This is a genomic window from Variovorax sp. 10N420, assembly GCF_056394705.1.
In genome coordinates this window covers 417,261-434,245 of the sequence record NZ_JBFTIJ010000001.1, presented here as the reverse complement: position 1 = coordinate 434,245, position 16,985 = coordinate 417,261, and the positions used below count along the sequence as shown (strand labels likewise).

The following is a 16,985-nucleotide window of genomic DNA, read 5'->3' as shown; positions in this document are numbered from 1 at the left end:
AGGCGAGCCGACTCACGCCCGCGCAGCCGTCACGCTGCACAGGCGCTCGTCGGACTTCGCTGCCGATCAGCGACCCACGCTCAGGTTCGCCTGGACGTTCACGCTCTGCTGCACCAGCGACGACACGCCGCTGTTCTGGTTCGCGACCATGATGCCGGCTGCTGTTTGACCGACGCTCGTCATGGTGTTGGACATGTTGAACGTGCCGGCATTGACCGTCACCGTTCCGCCGCCACCACCCACGCCGCCATTGCCCACACCGCCGGTTCCACCGTTGCCGGTGTTGGTTCCGCCTGCGCCGCCTGCGCCGCCCGTGCCGCTACCGCCTGCACCGCCAGCGCCAGCAGTGTTGTTGCCGTTGCTCGCGCTGCCGTTGGTGGCGCTGCCGTTCGTGCTCGAGCCGCCTGCGCCGCCCGTGCCCGCGCCGCCGGTCTGGGTATTGGTTGCAGTGCTGGTGGCCGCTCCGCCGCCGCCGCCTGAACCGCCCGCTCCGCCGGCACCCGTGGCGCCGCTTGCTCCGCCTGCGCCTGCCGTGCTGGTCGATGTGCCGGCTCCGCCTGCACCGCTCGCGCCGCCTGCGCCTGCCGTGCCGCTGGCACCGCCCGCACCGCCTGCGCCGCCCGATGCGCCGGCACCGCCAGAACCGCCAGAACCCAAGCCGCCCAGTCCACCTGAACCGCCGCCGCCGCCGTTGCCGCCCGAGCCTGCCGAGGTGCCGCCGGAGCTTCCGCCGCCACCACCACCGCCGCTCCTGCCGCCCAAGGCCGCTGACAAGCTGCCGCTGCTTCCGCCACGGCCGCTGTCGCCGCTCGAGCCGCCGCGTCCGCCGTCGCCGCCACTGGAGGAGGCGCGTCCGCTGTTGGCGAAGCCAGCCGCGATGCCGCCGAGGCCGTTACCGCCGTCACCCGCTGCCGAACCGCCGTTCGTGGCGCTGCCATGCGTGATGGCGCCGTTGGATGCGCTCCCTCCCACCGCACCGACTGCGCCGGCGCCAGTGGCGCCGTTGCCGCCCGTGCCCGAGGCCGTGCCGCCCCTGCCGGTGCCGCCGGTGCCGCCCGCGCCGCGTCCACCAGCCGCGGAACCCAGGTTGTAGGCCACGTTGCCGATGCCGGAGACGGAGTTGTTCGACACCGTACCGCTGAGATTGCTGCTCGCCGTCGCGGTCGTCTTGTTGAAGTTGAAAGCGTTGTCGAACGTCCCCGTCGAGCCGTTGTTCAGCGCTGCGGAACGAGCGGCACTGGCCTCTGCATCACCGGTCCGGGTGCGCGAATGCGTGCTGCTGTCAGTGCGGGTTCGCGTACTGCTGTCCGTGTAGGTACTGCTGTCGGTGTACGAATGCGTGCTGCTGTCCGTATTCGTATTGGTGTCCGCGCCGCGCCCTGATGGTCCGGCCGTCTGATCGGCCCACACTGCCCCGCTGAACCCGAAGGCAAGCGCAATGGCCGAAGCCAAAAGTGTCTTTTTCATGAACCCTCCAAAAAGTTGAACAAGCTTGGTATTGACGTGCGTCGCCGCAAATCAGAGGCCGCGGTGCAACTTCGGTGCCAGCAAATTACGGCTTGTTGCGCGCAGGCGCTCCCTCATTGGGACAAGCATGCACGCGACGATTCGGGCGACTTGCGTACCGGGCGTTTCACGTGTCCCAAAGGGGCTGTTTTTCACTGGGGGTGTCACATCCGCTTGACGGCAAATCGTGCGCGAATCGGCGCGGCGAGGGCGCAGCGCCAGCGCTGACCGCGCTTGCGCCGGAATGCATCGAGAGTCGTGCTGTGTCTCAACCATGGGACACGGGCGCCGGACCTTATCGCGCGCTCTCGCGAGTGCTGCGATAGACGCGCGGAAGGCTGCCAAGTCGTGCCGTCGACCCCGTCCGCGAACGCTTTCGTGTCTCGACTGCAACACCTTCGAGACACCACCACGGCTGCCCCTCGGTCGCTTACCTTTGTTTTCAAATTCGCCTTGGCGAAAAGTTAACAAAACGTATACGCTGCCGCCGGGACCTCGCGTACGAAGAAGCAGAACGAGAGGGAAAGATGGAGACAATTCGCCCGCACAGGGCGCTGGTGCTACTTGCATGCTCTTCCGTGGCATGGTCGAGCGCCATCGCGCAATCACAAGGTCAAGGCACATCGGCTGCCCGTAATGCCAACAAGCGCATAGAGACGCTTCAGCATCAGGTGACAGAGCAGGGTCGCCAGATCGACGCCTTGCGGCAGCAGGCTGCAGAGCAGGAGAGCCGCTACAAGGAACTCTCCGATCGTCTCAATGCCCAGGCGCAGACGGTCAACCAGGTTGCCCAGGAGCCGCGCGTGCTGCGTGCTCCGGGCTCGAAGCCGGAGCTGGAGAGCGCCGCCGCACCCAATGCAGCCAATGCAGCCGGCCAGGCCGCTGAGGACACGTCGACGAGGCCCGTGCGCGTCGGCGTCGCGCCCAGCGAGGAAATCCAGGCACCGCCGGTGGCGCAGATCTTCGAGGAACCCGGCATCCTCACGCCGAAGGGCAAGTTCGTCTTCGAGCCATCGCTGCAATACGGCTACTCGTCAAGCAATCAGGTGGCGCTCGTGGGGTACACAGTCATCCCGGCGATCCTGATCGGCTTGGTCGACGTGCGGCAATACAAGAACAACACCTTCGTTGCCGCACTGACCGGTCGCTGGGGCGTGACCAACCGCACGGAGCTTGAATTGAAGCTCCCATACCTCAACCGTTCGAACAACACCATCAGCCGCGAAATCTTCACCGGCTCTGCTTTCGACAACGTGTTCGATACACACGGCAACGGCATGGGCGACCTCGAGGCTGCGGTGCGCTATCAGATCGCGGATGGGCGAGACAACAACAAGCCCTACATCGTCGGCGGCCTGCGCTTCAAGGCGCGCAACGGCAAGGACCCCTTCGAGGTAGCGACCGATTGCGTGACGCGCTGCATCGGCAACACCACGGGCACGGGGCTGCCCCTCGAACTCCCGACAGGCTCCGGCTTCTATTCATTGCAGCCGAGCCTCAACTTCCTGCTGCCATCCGATCCGGCCGTCTTCTTCGGCGGACTCAGCTACACCTACAACTTCGCGCGCAAGGATGTCAGCCGCACCGTGCTGAACGGCCAGACCGAGTTTCTCGGCGACGTGCAGGCGGGTGGCGTGTTCGGCATGAATTTCGGGATGGGCATGGCACTCAATGAGCGCTCGTCCTTCAGCCTCGGCGTGGAACTCTATTCCGTCGCGCCCACGAAGCAGAACGGCCAGACGGTGCTCGGCTCGGTACGCACGCAGCTCGCATCGCTGCTGCTGGGTTACTCGTATCGCTACAGCGACAAGACAGTCTTCAACGTGAGCGTGGGTGCGGGCCTGACGCGCGACACCCCGGACCTCCAGCTGACCGTCAGGCTGCCGATGTCGTTCTAACCGTCTGGTGCCTCGCGATGCAACCCGGGAGCATTCTCTGCGTGACGCTGGGTGGCGGCGCGGCCGACGTGGTGGATCGGCTGGTCGCGCGCGGATGGGACGTGACGCAGGTCGGCGACCTGGTGGCGGCCGGCCGCATGCAGGCGCACCGGCATTTCAAAGTCGGCATGTTGATCGTGGGGCCGACGCTGAATGCGCCCGAGGCCGCCGTTGAAGCCTGTGTCAATGGCTCGCCGGGTTCCGAATGGGTGAGCGTGTGCGACCCGCATGCGCTGGAGTCCGCCGGATTTCGCGAACTGGTGCTCGGATGCTTCTTCGACCATCAGGTGATGCCAGTCGATCTTGAGGAGCTGGAGCGAACCTTGGCGCATGCCAGCCAGCGCGCGATGCTTCGCCATCGGCACGACGCGGCGCACAGCCACGCGATCGACGCGCTCGGCATGGTGGGGCAGGGGCCCGCGATCACGCGCTTGCGCCAACAGATCCGCAAGGTCGCGGCGACCGATGCGCCGGTCCTGATCGGCGGCGAAAGCGGCAGCGGCAAGGAGCTTGCCGCGCGCGCGATCCATCAATGCTCGCAGCGATCGGCCGGACCTTTCGTCGCGGTCAACTGCGGAGCCATCTCGCCGTCATTGATCCAGTCGGAACTGTTCGGGCATGAGCGCGGCGCATTCACGGGGGCTTCGTCGGAGCGGCGCGGGCTGATCGAAGCTGCGAACGGCGGCACGATCTTCCTCGACGAGATCGGCGATCTCCCGCTCGAGCTGCAAACCAATCTGCTGCGCTTCCTGCAAGAGAAGACCATCAGCCGGGTCGGGGCTGTTCGCAACCTGCATGTCGATGTGCGCGTGGTGGCCGCGTCGCACGTGGACTTGGCGGAGGCCGTGGCTGTCGGGCAGTTTCGCGACGATCTTTTTTATCGGCTCAACGTTCTTTCGATCGAAGTCGCGCCATTGCGGCGGCGCATGGAAGACGTGCCGATCCTCGCGGAGTATTTCTTTCAGCGCTGTGCCGCCAAGAGCAGGGCACGCGTGAAGGGGTTCAGCCGCCAGGCGGTCGCGGCCATGCTGGCGCACGCCTGGCCGGGCAATGTACGGGAGCTCTTCAACCGTGTGCAGCGCGCCGTCGTCATGACGGACCGTCGTCTGATCGGGCCGACCGATCTAGGCCTCATGCCAGCGGACAACCCGGTCGGCATGGGATTGGATGCGGCGCGCACGGCGGCCGAGCGCGACGTCATCGTGCTCACGCTGACGCGCGTTGGCCGCAACGTCACGCATGCGGCGCGCGAACTCGGCGTCTCGCGAATGACCTTGTACCGGCTGATGGACAAGCACAGCATCGCGCTCGACACGCAGCCGCGTCCGCACGTGACGCCGCAGTGGCCATCGCCTCCGCCAATGCGAACGGCGCCGGCCACCGCGGTTCGGCCGATCGATGCGATCCTGAACGTGAACCCTCCGGCCAGTGGCTTTCTGGCTGACTGGGAGGGGGCAGGCAAGCCAGTCGGCCGAGCTTGAATCGGCGCAGATGCTGCGCGATCAGATCGTTGCAGCAGCGGCAATGGCGCTGCGAACGGCGCCTTCGAGCGTTCCGGGATAGCCGCTTTCGACATAGTCGCCGCAGGCAACAAGACCCGGCGCCACATGCATCGATGGCCTGACCAACCCCGGCGTGCATGCGAAGGTCGCGCGCCGTTCGATCACCGTCAACACCGGCTGCAATCCGTCTTGCCCCAACTGAGAGCGCGCCTGTGCCTGCACCTGCCACTGAAGTGCCTCGCGATCGTCGGTGCTCGCGCTGATCACGAAAGCGAGCAGGCCACGCGGACCACCGAGCCGGCCGCGATCGAACGCGAACTGCGCCGGCGCCTCGGGCGTGCTGCGCAAGGCAAGAAAGGGTGCGGAGAGCGCCGCCCCTTCGCCATAAAGATAGACCGTGGTGATCGCTTCGTGCGTCAGCGCCTCGGCCACGGCGGACCAGCGCGGCGCGAGGTCCGCCGCAAGACGCGCGGCTTCCCAGGGCGCGCAGGCGAGCACGACCCGATCGAAGGGCTCATCGTCAACCAGCCAGCCGTCGCCTTGCCGAGTGATGGCGCGCACGCGGCGTCCAAGTTCAGTCCTCGCCCCTTGCCGGCGCAACCAGCGGTCCGCGGCATCCGGAAAGATCGCCCCGAGATCGACCCGCGGCAGCAGCAAGTGCGAGCCGCCCGGCGTGCGAAACAGCGCCTGCTCCAACACGTGCAGGAAGACCTTGCCGCTGGCCTGATCGGCCGGCGTGTTGAGTGCCGAGACGCACAGCGGATCGGTGAGTTCGGCGCGCACTCGCGGCGTGAGCGTGGCGCAAAGGCCGGCCACCGTTTGCCGTTCATCGCAGACAAAGCCTTGCCGCTGCCATTGCAAGGAGGTCCTGAGCAGCGACAACTTGTCCTGCCAGGACCACCCGCGCGCGCCGACGACGCCCGCCAGCACATCCAGCGGCGCGATCCGTCGCGTTGCCCGATCGAGCCAGCGGGGCAGTAGCGGCAGCGAGAGCCCTGTGCCGTCCGGAAACCGAAGCGTGAGCGGCATCCGCTGCAAAGCGGCATCCACGTCCACGCCAACACGCGCCATCAGACCCAGCGAATCGGTATAGGCACCAATCAGGATGTGCTGCCCGTTGTCCAGCATCACCCGTTCCCCGTCGGGCAAAGTCGCCGCGAGTGCGCGCGCCCGCCCGCCCCAATTGCGCGCCGCTTCAAAGACACTGACCGAATGCCCCGCACGCACCGCCTCCACGGCGCACGCCAACCCAGCCCATCCCCCGCCCACGATAAGGACATTCAAGGCTCGCCCCCAGGCTCGCTCACTTCGTGTAGCCGCCCACCCCCTACCGGGGGCAACACTGGCGGCCTGGCGAAGCCAGTTCCGCGGTGTTTCACCAACGGGCCTGGCTGCGCCGGCCTCGGGGAACGCGCGCTGCGGTTGTCTGTGGGCTGCGCGCAGCGCGCCTGTTCGTGGGCCGCGGCGGAACCGGCTTTGCCGGGCCGCAGCGCGGCGCCCCCGGCAGGGGGTGGGCGCCCGGACACGAAGTGCCGGGCAACCTGGGGGGGAGTCATAACTTGCCTAGCGCCTGGACGCGCCATGCCAGCCAGAGTTTGCGTACGGGGGTCAGGCTCACACGCTGGTTGAGCACCTGGAAGTTGTCGCGCTCGATCTCCGTCAACAACGTGCGGTAGATGCTCGCCATCATCAGTCCGGGCTTCTGCATGCGCCGGTCCGCTGGGGGGAGCAGGGCGAGGGCTTCGTCGTACGCGGCCTGCGCGCGATCCGCCTGGAACTTCATCAGTGCGACGAAGCGATCCGAGTGCACGCGGTTGAGGATCTCATGCGCCTTGACGTCGAACTGCTGCAGTTCATTGACCGGCAGGTAGATTCGTCCGCGCAAGGCGTCTTCTCCGATATCGCGAATGATGTTGGTCAACTGAAGCGCAAGGCCGAGCTTGTGCGCGTATTGCGTGGTTTGCGGATCGGTCTGCCCGAAGATGCGCGCCGCGCCTTCTCCGACCACGCCGGCCACCAGATGGCAGTAGCGCCGCAAGGCTGGAAAGTCGAGATAGCGCGTCTGGTCGAGGTCCATCTGGCAGCCGTCGATCACTTCGTGCAACTGGCGTTCCTCGATGCCGTAGGCCGCCGCATGCGGCATCAGCGCCTGCATCACCGGATGGTGTGGCTGGCCTGCGAACGACTGCGCGACTTCGGTGCGCCACCAGGCGAGCTTGGTGGCGGCGACACCCGGATCGCTTGTTTCGTCGACCACGTCGTCGACTTCCCTGCAGAACGCATAGAAGGCGGTGATCGCCGCACGGCGCGGCTTCGGGAGAAACAGGAACGCGTAATAAAAACTGCTGCCCGACGCAGCGGCCTTGTCCTGGACGTACTGCTCGGGGGTCATCGTGCGGGCCTCTTCATGCGGGCGATTGTCTCCGCATCCGCAGGGCCCGCCATGCGAGCAGCGGCACATCGGACTTGCCGATGGTAGGGCGATGCGAGAAGGTGTCGCAGCCCAGCGCCTCGATCTTGTCGAGGATGCGGCTGCCACCCTGGACGACGAAGCGCAGTTCCCATCCGGCGCGGCCGGGCAGGCGATGAACGAGCGGTTTGCCTTCATGCATCAGTTCGCGTGCCCAGGCGACCTGCTCGGCGACCAGCGAAATCGCACCCGGCGGTGCGGGCGCAGGCGCCAGTGGCCGGAAGGCATTGAAGTCGTGCGCATTCAGCCCGTGCGCGGTGACGTCGCTGCGCGGCAGGTAATGGCGGCCGCGCGGCAGATCGACACTCAGGTCCTGCCAGAAATTGATCAGTTGCAGCGCCGTGCAAATCGCATCGCTCTGGCCGAGCGCGTGCGCGTCGTTCACGCCATACAAATGAAGCAGCAATCTGCCGACGGGGTTGGCCGAGCGGCGGCAGTAGTCGAGCAACTCGGCGCGGTCGGCGTAGCCCGCGCCGTCGCGGGTCTTCTGGATGTCCTGCATGAAGGCCGAGAGAAGATCGGCGAGCAAGCTCTCAGGGAGCGCGAAGGCATGCATGGCGTGCGCGAGCGGGCCGAAGACTTCGGGCCAGCGATTCGAGGGTGCTGCCTTGCGCGCGACAGCGGCCAGATCAGCGCGAAACGCCCGAAGATCGTCCAGGCGCTGCGCGGCGCTGGCGTCGCCTTCGTCGGCAATATCGTCCGCCGTGCGTGCGAATTGGTAGATGGCGGCAATCGGCGGCCGCAAGCGGGGCGGACACAACCACGAGGCGACGGGGAAATTCTCGTAGTGGGCCGGCGAGGCGGCGATAGCGGGAGGCGGGATGGATGACACGCCGCGGATTGTGCGACACGGCCAAGGGGGCGGGCACGGGTACGATCCGCCCCTGGGGAGATTCCACTCATCATGAACACAACGTCGCAGAACCTCGGCCTTTCGGATCCGGGATCTCATCCCAAGGCGGGGCCGGTCGTGATGATTGCGGCGCTAGGCGTGGTCTTCGGCGACATCGGCACGTCGCCGCTGTATGCCTTCAAGGAGACGCTCAACCCGGAGCACGGCATTCCCTTTTCACCTGAAACGGTGCTGGGGCTGTTGTCGCTGATCTTCTGGGGGCTGATGTTCGTGGTCACGCTGAAGTACGTGGTTTTCGTGCTGCGCGCGGACCATGACGGTGAAGGCGGCATCCTCGCGCTGCAGGCGCTGGCGCGCAATGCGGTGACCGGCACGCCGACGCGCGCGTGGGTCTCTTCCTTGATCGCGCTGCTGGGTCTGGTTGGAGCCGCGATGTTCTATGGCGACAGTCTCATCACTCCGGCGATTTCGGTTCTTTCCGCGGTCGAGGGGCTGGAGGTGGAGGCGCCCGGGCTTCAACCCTTCGTGATTCCGATCACCATGGCGATCCTGGTCGGCTTGTTCGCCGTGCAGCGCCATGGCACCGGGCTGGTCGGTCGGGTTTTCGGGCCGGTCATGCTGTTGTGGTTTGTCGTGATTGCCGCGGGAGGCCTGTTGCAGGTGCTCAAGCAACCGGAGGTGCTCGCCGCGCTCGATCCGCGCCACGCAGCCAACTTCCTGGTCACGCATCGAACGCAATCGCTTGCCGTGCTGGGCGCTGTGTTTCTCGCGTTTACCGGTGGCGAGGCGCTTTACGCCGACATGGGGCATTTCGGCGCGAAGCCGATTCGCTTCGCCTGGATATTCATTGCTTTGCCGGGGCTGGTGCTGAACTATTTCGGCCAGGGCGCGCTGGTGCTTTCCAATCCGGCAGCGATCGACAACCCCTTCTTCAGGCTCTTTCCGTCGTGGGCGGTGCTGCCAATGGTCATCCTCGCCGCGATGGCGACCGTGATTGCATCGCAGGCAGTCATCTCCGGCGCCTTTTCGCTGACGGCGCAGGCGATTCGCATGGCCTATTTGCCGCGCATGCGCGTCGTGCAGACTTCGGGCGAAGCCATCGGGCAGATCTATATCCCGACGGTGAACTGGATGCTGATGGTCGGCGTGCTGCTGCTGGTGCTGGGCTTCCGCAGTTCGAGCGCGTTGTCGGCGGCGTACGGCATTGCCGTCTCGATCACGATGGTGACGACGACGCTGCTCGCCGGCATCGTCGCTTACAAGCTCTGGCGGTGGAATCGGCCGGCCGTCGTGATCGGCGTGCTGATCTTCGCATCGGTCGATGTGATGTTCGTCGTCGCCAACAGTTTGAAGATCGCCGAAGGAGGCTGGCTTACGCTCGCTGTCGCCGTACTGGTGATGGTGATCTTCACGACTTGGGCCAAGGGCCGGCGCCTCGGCTTGCGGGCAGCGGAAGCGGAGCGCCTGCCGCTCGTGCCTTTCGTGCAGTCGCTCGCCGAAGGCATGCCGCACCGGGTGAGGGGCACGGCGGTGTTCCTCAACCCCGACGCTGAATCCGTGCCGCATGCGCTGCTGTTGAACCTCAAGCACAACCAGGTGCTTCACTCGAAGGTCATCGTGCTCAGGGTGTTGTCGTGCGACACGCCACGCGTTGACGCACGCCAGCGAATCGAAGCCGAAACCCTGGGTGAAGGCATATGGGTCGCTACTGCGCGCTACGGTTTCATGGAGCGCCCTGACGTGCCCGAATTCATCCGCATCCTGGCCTATCAGAAGGGTCTGGCTTGCGACTCGATGACGACCTCGTATTTCGTCTCGCGCGCTTCTGTCGGCGATGAGCATCTGCCGAACATGAACCCGTTGCGGCGGGCGCTCTTCGGCTGGCTGCAGCGCAACGCGGGCCGCGCATCCGACTACTTCGTGCTTCCCGACAACCGGCTCGTGGAAATGGGACAACGCACCTGAGGCGCCTGGATCCCGGATCGCCGCTTCGCTGGCGAATTCGTTGACAGCGATTGGCGTTTACCCTAGATTACTAACCCGCTGGTCAGTAATGACCCCGCTGGTTTTGAAGGGTGATTCATGTCCGCCTCATCTGTATCGCGCGTCCGTACTCGTGCCGGGCTGCTGCTCGCCGTGGTCCTCATTGCCGGATGTTCTCGTCCGCCGCCAGCTGAGGAGCCCATCCGTTCCGTCAAGGTCATCGCCGTCGGCGTCAGCTCCTACGACACCGAGCCCGAGTTCTCCGGCGAAGTGCGGGCAAGAGTCGAATCGCGCCTGGGCTTTCGAGTCGCCGGAAAGATCACGCGGCGCCAGGCCGAACTCGGCCAGCACGTTCAGGCTGGCCAGGTGCTCGCGCAGCTCGATCCCCAGGATTTCCGCCTCGCAGCGGAGGGCGCCCGGGCGCAATATGCCGCGGCCCTGACCAATCGCGATCTGGCGGCGGCGGATCTCAAGCGCTATCGCTCGCTGCGCGACCAGAACTTCATCAGCGGCGCCGATCTGGAGCGTCGCGAAAGCACGTTCAAGGCGGCACAGGCGCAACTCGAACAGGCGCAAGCGCAACTCAGCGCGCAGGGAAACCAGGCGAACTACACGACGCTCGTGGCGGACGTGCCGGGCATCATCACAGCGATCGAGGCCGAACCGGGGCAGGTGGTCGCTGCGGGTACGCCGGTCGTGCGCATCGCCCAGGACGGCGCGCGCGATGTGGTGTTCGCGGTGCCGGAAGATCGCGCGGGGCAGGTCAAGGCGGACTCCCCGGTTGCGATACGCGGATGGGCCGGCGGAAGCGAATTCGAAGGCAAGGTGCGCGAGGTCGCCGCCAGCGCCGACGCAGTCACGCGCACCTACACCGTCAAGACCACGATCGATCCGGCCAAGGCGCCGGCGCTGGGTGCCACGGTCTACGCCCGGCCGAAGGCACTTTCGCACAGCGGCACGCCGGTGCTCAAGGTTCCGACCAGCGCCTTGCGCCAGGAAGGCAAGGGCAGTGCCGTCTGGGTGTTGGACAAGTCCAGCATGACCGTGCGCTCGCAAGCGGTCGAAGTGGTGACGGCAGACGGCAACGAAGCTGTCATCGGCAAGGGCCTCCTGCCGGGCGAACTGGTCGTCGCCGCAGGCGTGCATGTGCTCTCGCCAGGGCAGAAGGTCGCCATCTATCGCAATCGGGCGGCAGCGACTGCAGGCGGGCGTCAGGACGCAGTTGCTGTACCAGCAGCGCCCGTAGCGCCTGTGGCAACGCGCTGAGGACGCCCGCATGACGTCACAGAACGCCGACACCGGCAGGGCCGGATTCAACCTGTCGAAATGGGCACTCGAGCACGCGGCGCTCACGCGCTACTTGATGCTTGTGTTGATGGTCCTGGGCTTTGCGTCGTACTTCCAGCTGGGCCAGGACGAAGACCCGCCGTTCACCTTTCGCGCGATGGTGGTTCGCACGTACTGGCCCGGGGCCACGGCGCAGCAGGTGGCGGAGCAAGTCACCGACAAGCTCGAACGCACCCTTCAAGAGGCGCCCTACGCCGACAAGATCCGCAGCTATTCGAAGCCCGGCGAATCGCAGATCATCTTTCAGATCAAGGATTCGTCCAAGGCTGGCGAAGTCGCGAACGTCTGGTACACGGTCCGCAAGAAGATCAGCGACATGCGCTCCACCTTGCCCGCTGGCGTGCAGGGGCCGTTCTTCAATGACGATTTCGGCGATGTCTATGGCGTGATCTACGCACTGGAGAGCGACGGATTCAGCTACGCCGAGCTGAAGACGTTTGCCGATGACGTGCGCCAGCGCTTGCTGCGCGTGAAAGACGTGGCCAAGGTCGAGCAGTTCGGCGTGCAGGACGAGAAGGTCTACATCGAGGTATCTCAGAAGCGCCTCGCGCAACTTGGCCTCGACTTCAACACCGTGATCGGGCAACTCGGTTCGCAAAACGCCATCGAGAGCGCCGGGACCATCCAGGCGCCGCAGGACGTGGTGCAGGTCCGGGTGGGCGGCCAGTTCACGAGCGTGGAGCAATTGCGCGCCATGCCGATTCGCGGCAGCTCAGGCAACCACCTTCGCCTCGGCGACATCGCCGACATCCACCGCGGCTATGTCGATCCGCCAGCCGTGAAGGTGCGGCATCAAGGCAAGGAAGTGATCGCACTCGGCGTCTCGATGGCCAAGGGCGGCGACATCATCGCGCTCGGAAAGGCGCTGCATGCTGCCACGGCCGAGATTGACAAGCAGTTGCCGCTCGGTGTGCAACTCGTGCAGGTGCAAGACCAGCCCGTCGCGGTCGCCAATTCGGTCAATGAATTCGTGAGCGTGCTGATCGAAGCCGTGGCGATCGTGCTGGCGGTGAGCTTCATATCGCTCGGGCTGCACAAGGGCGGCCGCTTTGGCTGGTATGTGGACATTCGACCGGGGCTCGTTGTCGCAATCACCATCCCGCTCGTGCTGGCGGTGACCTTCCTCGCGATGAACTACTTCGACATCGGCCTGCACAAGATATCGCTGGGCTCGCTGATCATCGCGCTGGGCCTGCTCGTCGACGACGCCATCATCGCCGTCGAGATGATGGTGCGAAAGATGGAAGAGGGCTATGACAAGGTCCGAGCCGCCACCTTTGCCTATGACGTCACGGCCAAGCCGATGCTCACCGGCACGTTGATCACAGCGGCGGGCTTTTTGCCCATCGGCATTGCGAAGTCCATCACGGGCGAGTACACGTTTGCGATTTTCGCGGTCACGGTGATTGCGCTGGTGCTGAGCTGGCTCGTGTCGGTTTATTTCGTGCCTTATCTCGGCACGCTGCTGCTCAAAGTCAAGCCGCACGACCCCGACGCACCCCCGCACGAACTGTTCGACACGCCGTTCTACAACACCTTTCGCCGCACGGTGAACTGGTGCGTGGCGCATCGCTGGATCACCATTGGCGCTACGTTGCTGATGTTTGCGCTCGGCATCGTTGGCATGGGCAAGGTGCAGCAGCAGTTCTTTCCGGATTCGAGCCGGCCGGAGATTCTGGTCGAGTTGTGGTTCCCGGAAGGTACGTCCTTCGCGGCCAATGAAGAAGTCGCCAAGCGAGTGGAGGAGCGGCTGCGCACCGAAGAGGGCGTCACGACTGTCACGAGCTGGATCGGATCGGGCGTGCCGCGCTTCTATTTGCCGCTCGACCAGGTGTTTCCACAGACCAACGTGTCGCAGATGATTCTGCTGGCAAAGGATCTTCATTACCGCGAAAGCCTGCGCCTGAAATTGCCCGCGCTGCTGGCGCAGGAATTCCCCGAAGCACGTGGCCGCGTCAAGCTGCTGCCCAATGGGCCGCCGGTGCCGTATCCGGTGCAGTTCCGCGTGATCGGCACGGACCCGGCGGATCTGCGCGCGCGCGCTGACGAGGTCAAGGCTGTGATGCGCGACAACCCGAACATGCGCGGCGTCAACGACAACTGGAACGAATCAGTCAAGGTGATCCGGCTCGGAGTCGATCAGGACAAGGCGCGTTCGCTCGGCGTGACCAGCCAGGCCATCGCGCAGGCCTCCCGGACCATGTTCAGCGGCACGACGGTAGGCCAATACCGCGAGAACGACTTGCTGATCGACATCGTGCTGCGCCAATCGCCCGACGAACGTGGGGCGATTTCGGACATCGGCAACGCTTATCTGCCCACGAGTTCAGGCCAGGCGATTCCGCTGACGCAGATCGCCAAGCCGGTCTTCACCTGGGAGCCCGGCGTGATGTGGCGCGAGAACCGCGACTATGCGATCACCGTCCAGGGCGACATCGTCGAGGGGCTTCAGGGCGCGACGGTGACTGATCAGCTACTACCAAAACTGCGCGCACTCGAAGCGAAGTGGCAAGCGGCGGGGCAGAGCGCGTATCGCATCGAAGTGGCCGGCGCGGTGGAAGAAAGCAGCAAGGGCTCGGCGTCGATCGTCGCCGGGGTGCCGATCATGCTGTTTCTGGTCTTTACTTTGCTGATGCTGCAACTGCACAGTTTCAGCCGCTCGGTGCTTGTCTTCATCACGGGCCCGCTGGGCATTGTCGGAGTGGCGGGTGCGCTGTTGGCGCTGAACCGGCCTTTCGGCTTCGTGGCGCTGTTGGGCGTGATTGCGCTCATGGGCATGATCCAGCGCAATGCGGTGATTCTGGTCGACCAGATCGAACACGACCGTGCGGCCGGTGTGCCGGCCTGGGATGCGATCGTCGAATCGGCGGTGCGGCGGCTGCGGCCGATCGTGCTGACCGCTGCAGCGGCCGTGCTGGCGATGATCCCGCTGTCGCGCAGCGTCTTCTGGGGGCCGATGGCCGTTGCCATCATGGGTGGCCTGATTGTCGCCACGGTGCTCACTTTGCTGGCGCTGCCAGCCATGTACGCGGCCTGGTTTCGGGTAAAGCGTGAGCCGGCCGGGAGCACGGATGCCCCGCCGCCGCATGCGGCCGAAATGCTTTCGGCGTGACGGTGCATGAGTCGCTGGAGCGGCTTTCGTTCCAGCATAAAATACGTGGTTGACCGATTTCGAGCGGGTGGTCTGCATCAAGGACCGCCCGTTTTTCGTTGAATTCTTCGGACCGCGCGGGTGGCGAAATTGGTAGACGCACCAGGTTTAGGTCCTGACGCCAGCAATGGCGTGCCGGTTCGAGTCCGGCCCCGCGCACCAGCCCAATAAGACCTCTCACCAGGAAGACAGAAAATGACCGTGAACGTTGAAACCCTCGACAAGCTCGAACGCAAGATCACGCTGACCTTGCCGGTCGGCACCATCCAGTCCGAGGTCGATTCGCGCCTCAAGAAGCTGGCCCGCACCGTCAAAATGGACGGCTTCCGGCCCGGCAAGGTGCCGATGAACGTCGTGGCCCAGCGCTATGGCTATTCGGTCCATTACGAAGTCATGAACGACAAGGTGGGCGAGGCCTTCTCGCAGGCTGCCAACGAGGCCAAGCTCCGAGTGGCCGGCCAGCCCCGCATCACCGAAAAAGAGAATTCGCCCGAAGGCGAGCTTGCCTTCGACGCCGTCTTCGAAGTCTTCCCCGAAGTCAAGATCAACGACCTGTCCAACGCCGAAGTCGAGAAGCTCAGCGCTGACGTGGGCGACGACGCCATCGACAAGACGCTCGACATCCTGCGCAAGCAGCGTCGCACCTTCGCACAGCGCGCGCAAGACGCCGCTGTCCAGGACGGCGACCGCGTGACCGTCGATTTCGAAGGCAAGATCGAAGGCGAGCCCTTCCAGGGCGGCAAGGCCGACGACTTCCAGTTCATCGTGGGCGAAGGCCAGATGCTCAAGGAATTCGAAGACGCCGTGCGCGGCATGAAGGCAGGCGACAGCCGCACTTTCCCGCTTTCGTTTCCTGCCGACTATCACGGCAAGGACGTCGCCGGCAAGCAAGCCGACTTCATGGTCACCGTGAAGAAAATCGAAGCTTCGCACCTGCCTGAAATCAACGAGCAACTCGCCAAATCGCTTGGCATCGCTGACGCAACGGTCGAAGGTCTTCGTGCAGACATCAAGAAAAACCTCGAGCGGGAAGTCAAATTCCGCCTCCTCGCCCGCAACAAGACCGCGGTCATGGACGCACTGGTCGCCAACGCCGAACTCGACCTGCCGAAGTCCAGTGTCCAGGCAGAAGTCGATCGCATGATCGAAGGCGCCCGCGCCGAACTCAAGCAGCGCGGCATCAAGGACGCCGACAAGGCGCCGATCCCCGACGACGTGTTCCGCCCCCAGGCCGAGCGCCGCGTGCGCCTTGGCCTCGTGGTGGCCGAGCTGGTCCGCGCCAACAACCTGCAAGCCAAGCCCGAGCAGATCAAGGCCCACATCGACGAACTGGCCGCCAGCTACGAGAAGCCCGCTGACGTGGTTCGTTGGTATTTCAGCGACAACCGCCGTTTGGCCGAAGTCGAGGCCGTCGTGATCGAAAACAATGTGACCGACTTCGTGCTCGGCAAGGTCAAGGTCAACGACAAGTCTGTATCCTTCGACGAACTGATGGCCCAACAAGGCTAAATCAGGGCCGCCAGCCGGCAAGCAATCCATGGGGCTTGTGCTTTGTGGCACGAGCCCCATTTCGTCTGGGTAAAGTACAAACCCCTCTGGAGAGCAAACATGAGCGCACAGGAAATTCAAGGCCTCGGCATGGTTCCGATGGTCATCGAGCAGTCAGGCCGCGGCGAGCGTTCGTATGACATCTATTCGCGCCTGCTCAAGGAGCGCGTGATCTTCCTGGTCGGCGAAGTCAACGACCAGACCGCCAACCTCGTGGTGGCGCAGTTGCTGTTCCTCGAGAGCGAAAACCCAGACAAGGACATTTCGTTCTACATCAACTCCCCCGGCGGCAGCGTCAGCGCCGGCATGGCGATCTACGACACCATGCAGTTCATCAAGCCGGACGTGTCGACGCTGTGCATCGGCTTTGCGGCGAGCATGGGCGCATTCCTCCTGGCTGCAGGCGAAAAGGGCAAGCGCTTTTCGCTGCCGAATTCCAAGATCATGATTCACCAGGTCCTGGGCGGTGCACGCGGACAAGCGACGGACATCGAGATCCACGCACGCGACATCCTCAAGACCCGTGAGCAAATGAACCGCATCCTGGCGGACCGGACCGGCCAGTCACTCGAGAAAATCGCCCGTGATACCGAGCGCGACTACTTCCTGACTGCCGACGAATCCAAGGATTACGGCCTCATCGACCAGGTGATCGCCAAGCGCACCTGACCGCCGCCATTAAGGCGCC

General features: G+C 64.8%; 11 protein-coding genes and 1 tRNA gene. 8 read left to right on the top strand and 4 right to left on the bottom strand.

The window, feature by feature from the left end:
• Window positions 1–66 precede the first annotated feature (66 nt).
• A complete protein-coding gene (locus AC1DEK_RS01990; protein WP_478123509.1) occupies window positions 67–1,467 on the bottom strand; it encodes a hypothetical protein in 1,401 nt (466 codons plus the stop codon).
• 566 nt (window positions 1,468–2,033) lie between these two features.
• On the opposite strand from AC1DEK_RS01990, the gene AC1DEK_RS01985 reads away from it, so the two are divergent.
• Both AC1DEK_RS01985 and AC1DEK_RS01980 read left to right on the top strand, forming a co-directional pair.
• A complete protein-coding gene (locus AC1DEK_RS01985) occupies window positions 2,034–3,404 on the top strand; it encodes an acetate kinase (RefSeq protein WP_478123508.1) in 1,371 nt (456 codons plus the stop codon).
• A gap of 17 nt (window positions 3,405–3,421) precedes the next feature.
• Window positions 3,422–4,924: a sigma-54 dependent transcriptional regulator gene (locus AC1DEK_RS01980; protein WP_478123507.1), complete on the top strand. Its 1,503-nt coding sequence runs from the start codon at window positions 3,422–3,424 to the stop codon at window positions 4,922–4,924.
• Window positions 4,925–4,945: 21 nt separating this feature from the next.
• Here AC1DEK_RS01980 and hpnE read toward each other — a convergent pair whose 3' ends face one another.
• From hpnE to hpnC, 3 genes are all read right to left on the bottom strand, one after another.
• Window positions 4,946–6,229, bottom strand: a complete 1,284-nt coding sequence (gene hpnE / locus AC1DEK_RS01975; protein WP_478123506.1) for a hydroxysqualene dehydroxylase HpnE — start codon at window positions 6,227–6,229, stop codon at window positions 4,946–4,948.
• Window positions 6,230–6,497: 268 nt separating this feature from the next.
• The gene (gene hpnD, locus AC1DEK_RS01970; RefSeq protein ID WP_478123505.1) at window positions 6,498–7,337 is read right to left on the bottom strand and encodes a presqualene diphosphate synthase HpnD; all 840 of its coding nucleotides are present in this window, start codon (window positions 7,335–7,337) and stop codon (window positions 6,498–6,500) included.
• 13 nt (window positions 7,338–7,350) lie between these two features.
• On the bottom strand, window positions 7,351–8,247 hold the full coding sequence (gene hpnC / locus AC1DEK_RS01965; protein WP_478123504.1) for a squalene synthase HpnC: 897 nt from the start codon (window positions 8,245–8,247) through the stop codon (window positions 7,351–7,353).
• 72 nt (window positions 8,248–8,319) lie between these two features.
• On the opposite strand from hpnC, the gene AC1DEK_RS01960 reads away from it, so the two are divergent.
• The 6 genes from AC1DEK_RS01960 (at window position 8,320) to clpP (ending at window position 16,966) form a co-directional block, all read left to right on the top strand.
• Window positions 8,320–10,233 (top strand): potassium transporter Kup, encoded by a 1,914-nt coding sequence (locus AC1DEK_RS01960; RefSeq protein WP_478123503.1) that lies wholly within the window; start codon window positions 8,320–8,322, stop codon window positions 10,231–10,233.
• 117 nt (window positions 10,234–10,350) lie between these two features.
• On the top strand, window positions 10,351–11,517 hold the full coding sequence (locus AC1DEK_RS01955) for an efflux RND transporter periplasmic adaptor subunit (RefSeq protein WP_478123502.1): 1,167 nt from the start codon (window positions 10,351–10,353) through the stop codon (window positions 11,515–11,517).
• A gap of 10 nt (window positions 11,518–11,527) precedes the next feature.
• On the top strand, window positions 11,528–14,710 hold the full coding sequence (locus AC1DEK_RS01950) for an efflux RND transporter permease subunit (RefSeq protein ID WP_478123501.1): 3,183 nt from the start codon (window positions 11,528–11,530) through the stop codon (window positions 14,708–14,710).
• 114 nt (window positions 14,711–14,824) lie between these two features.
• Window positions 14,825–14,911 (top strand) — tRNA-Leu (locus AC1DEK_RS01945).
• A 33-nt stretch (window positions 14,912–14,944) separates the two neighbouring features.
• Window positions 14,945–16,258 carry a trigger factor gene (gene tig, locus AC1DEK_RS01940; RefSeq protein ID WP_478123500.1) on the top strand — a complete coding sequence of 438 codons (1,314 nt, stop codon included), beginning with the start codon at window positions 14,945–14,947 and terminating at the stop codon, window positions 16,256–16,258.
• 99 nt (window positions 16,259–16,357) lie between these two features.
• Window positions 16,358–16,966: an ATP-dependent Clp endopeptidase proteolytic subunit ClpP gene (gene clpP, locus AC1DEK_RS01935; RefSeq protein WP_478123499.1), complete on the top strand. Its 609-nt coding sequence runs from the start codon at window positions 16,358–16,360 to the stop codon at window positions 16,964–16,966.
• The last annotated feature ends 19 nt before the right edge of the window (window positions 16,967–16,985 follow it).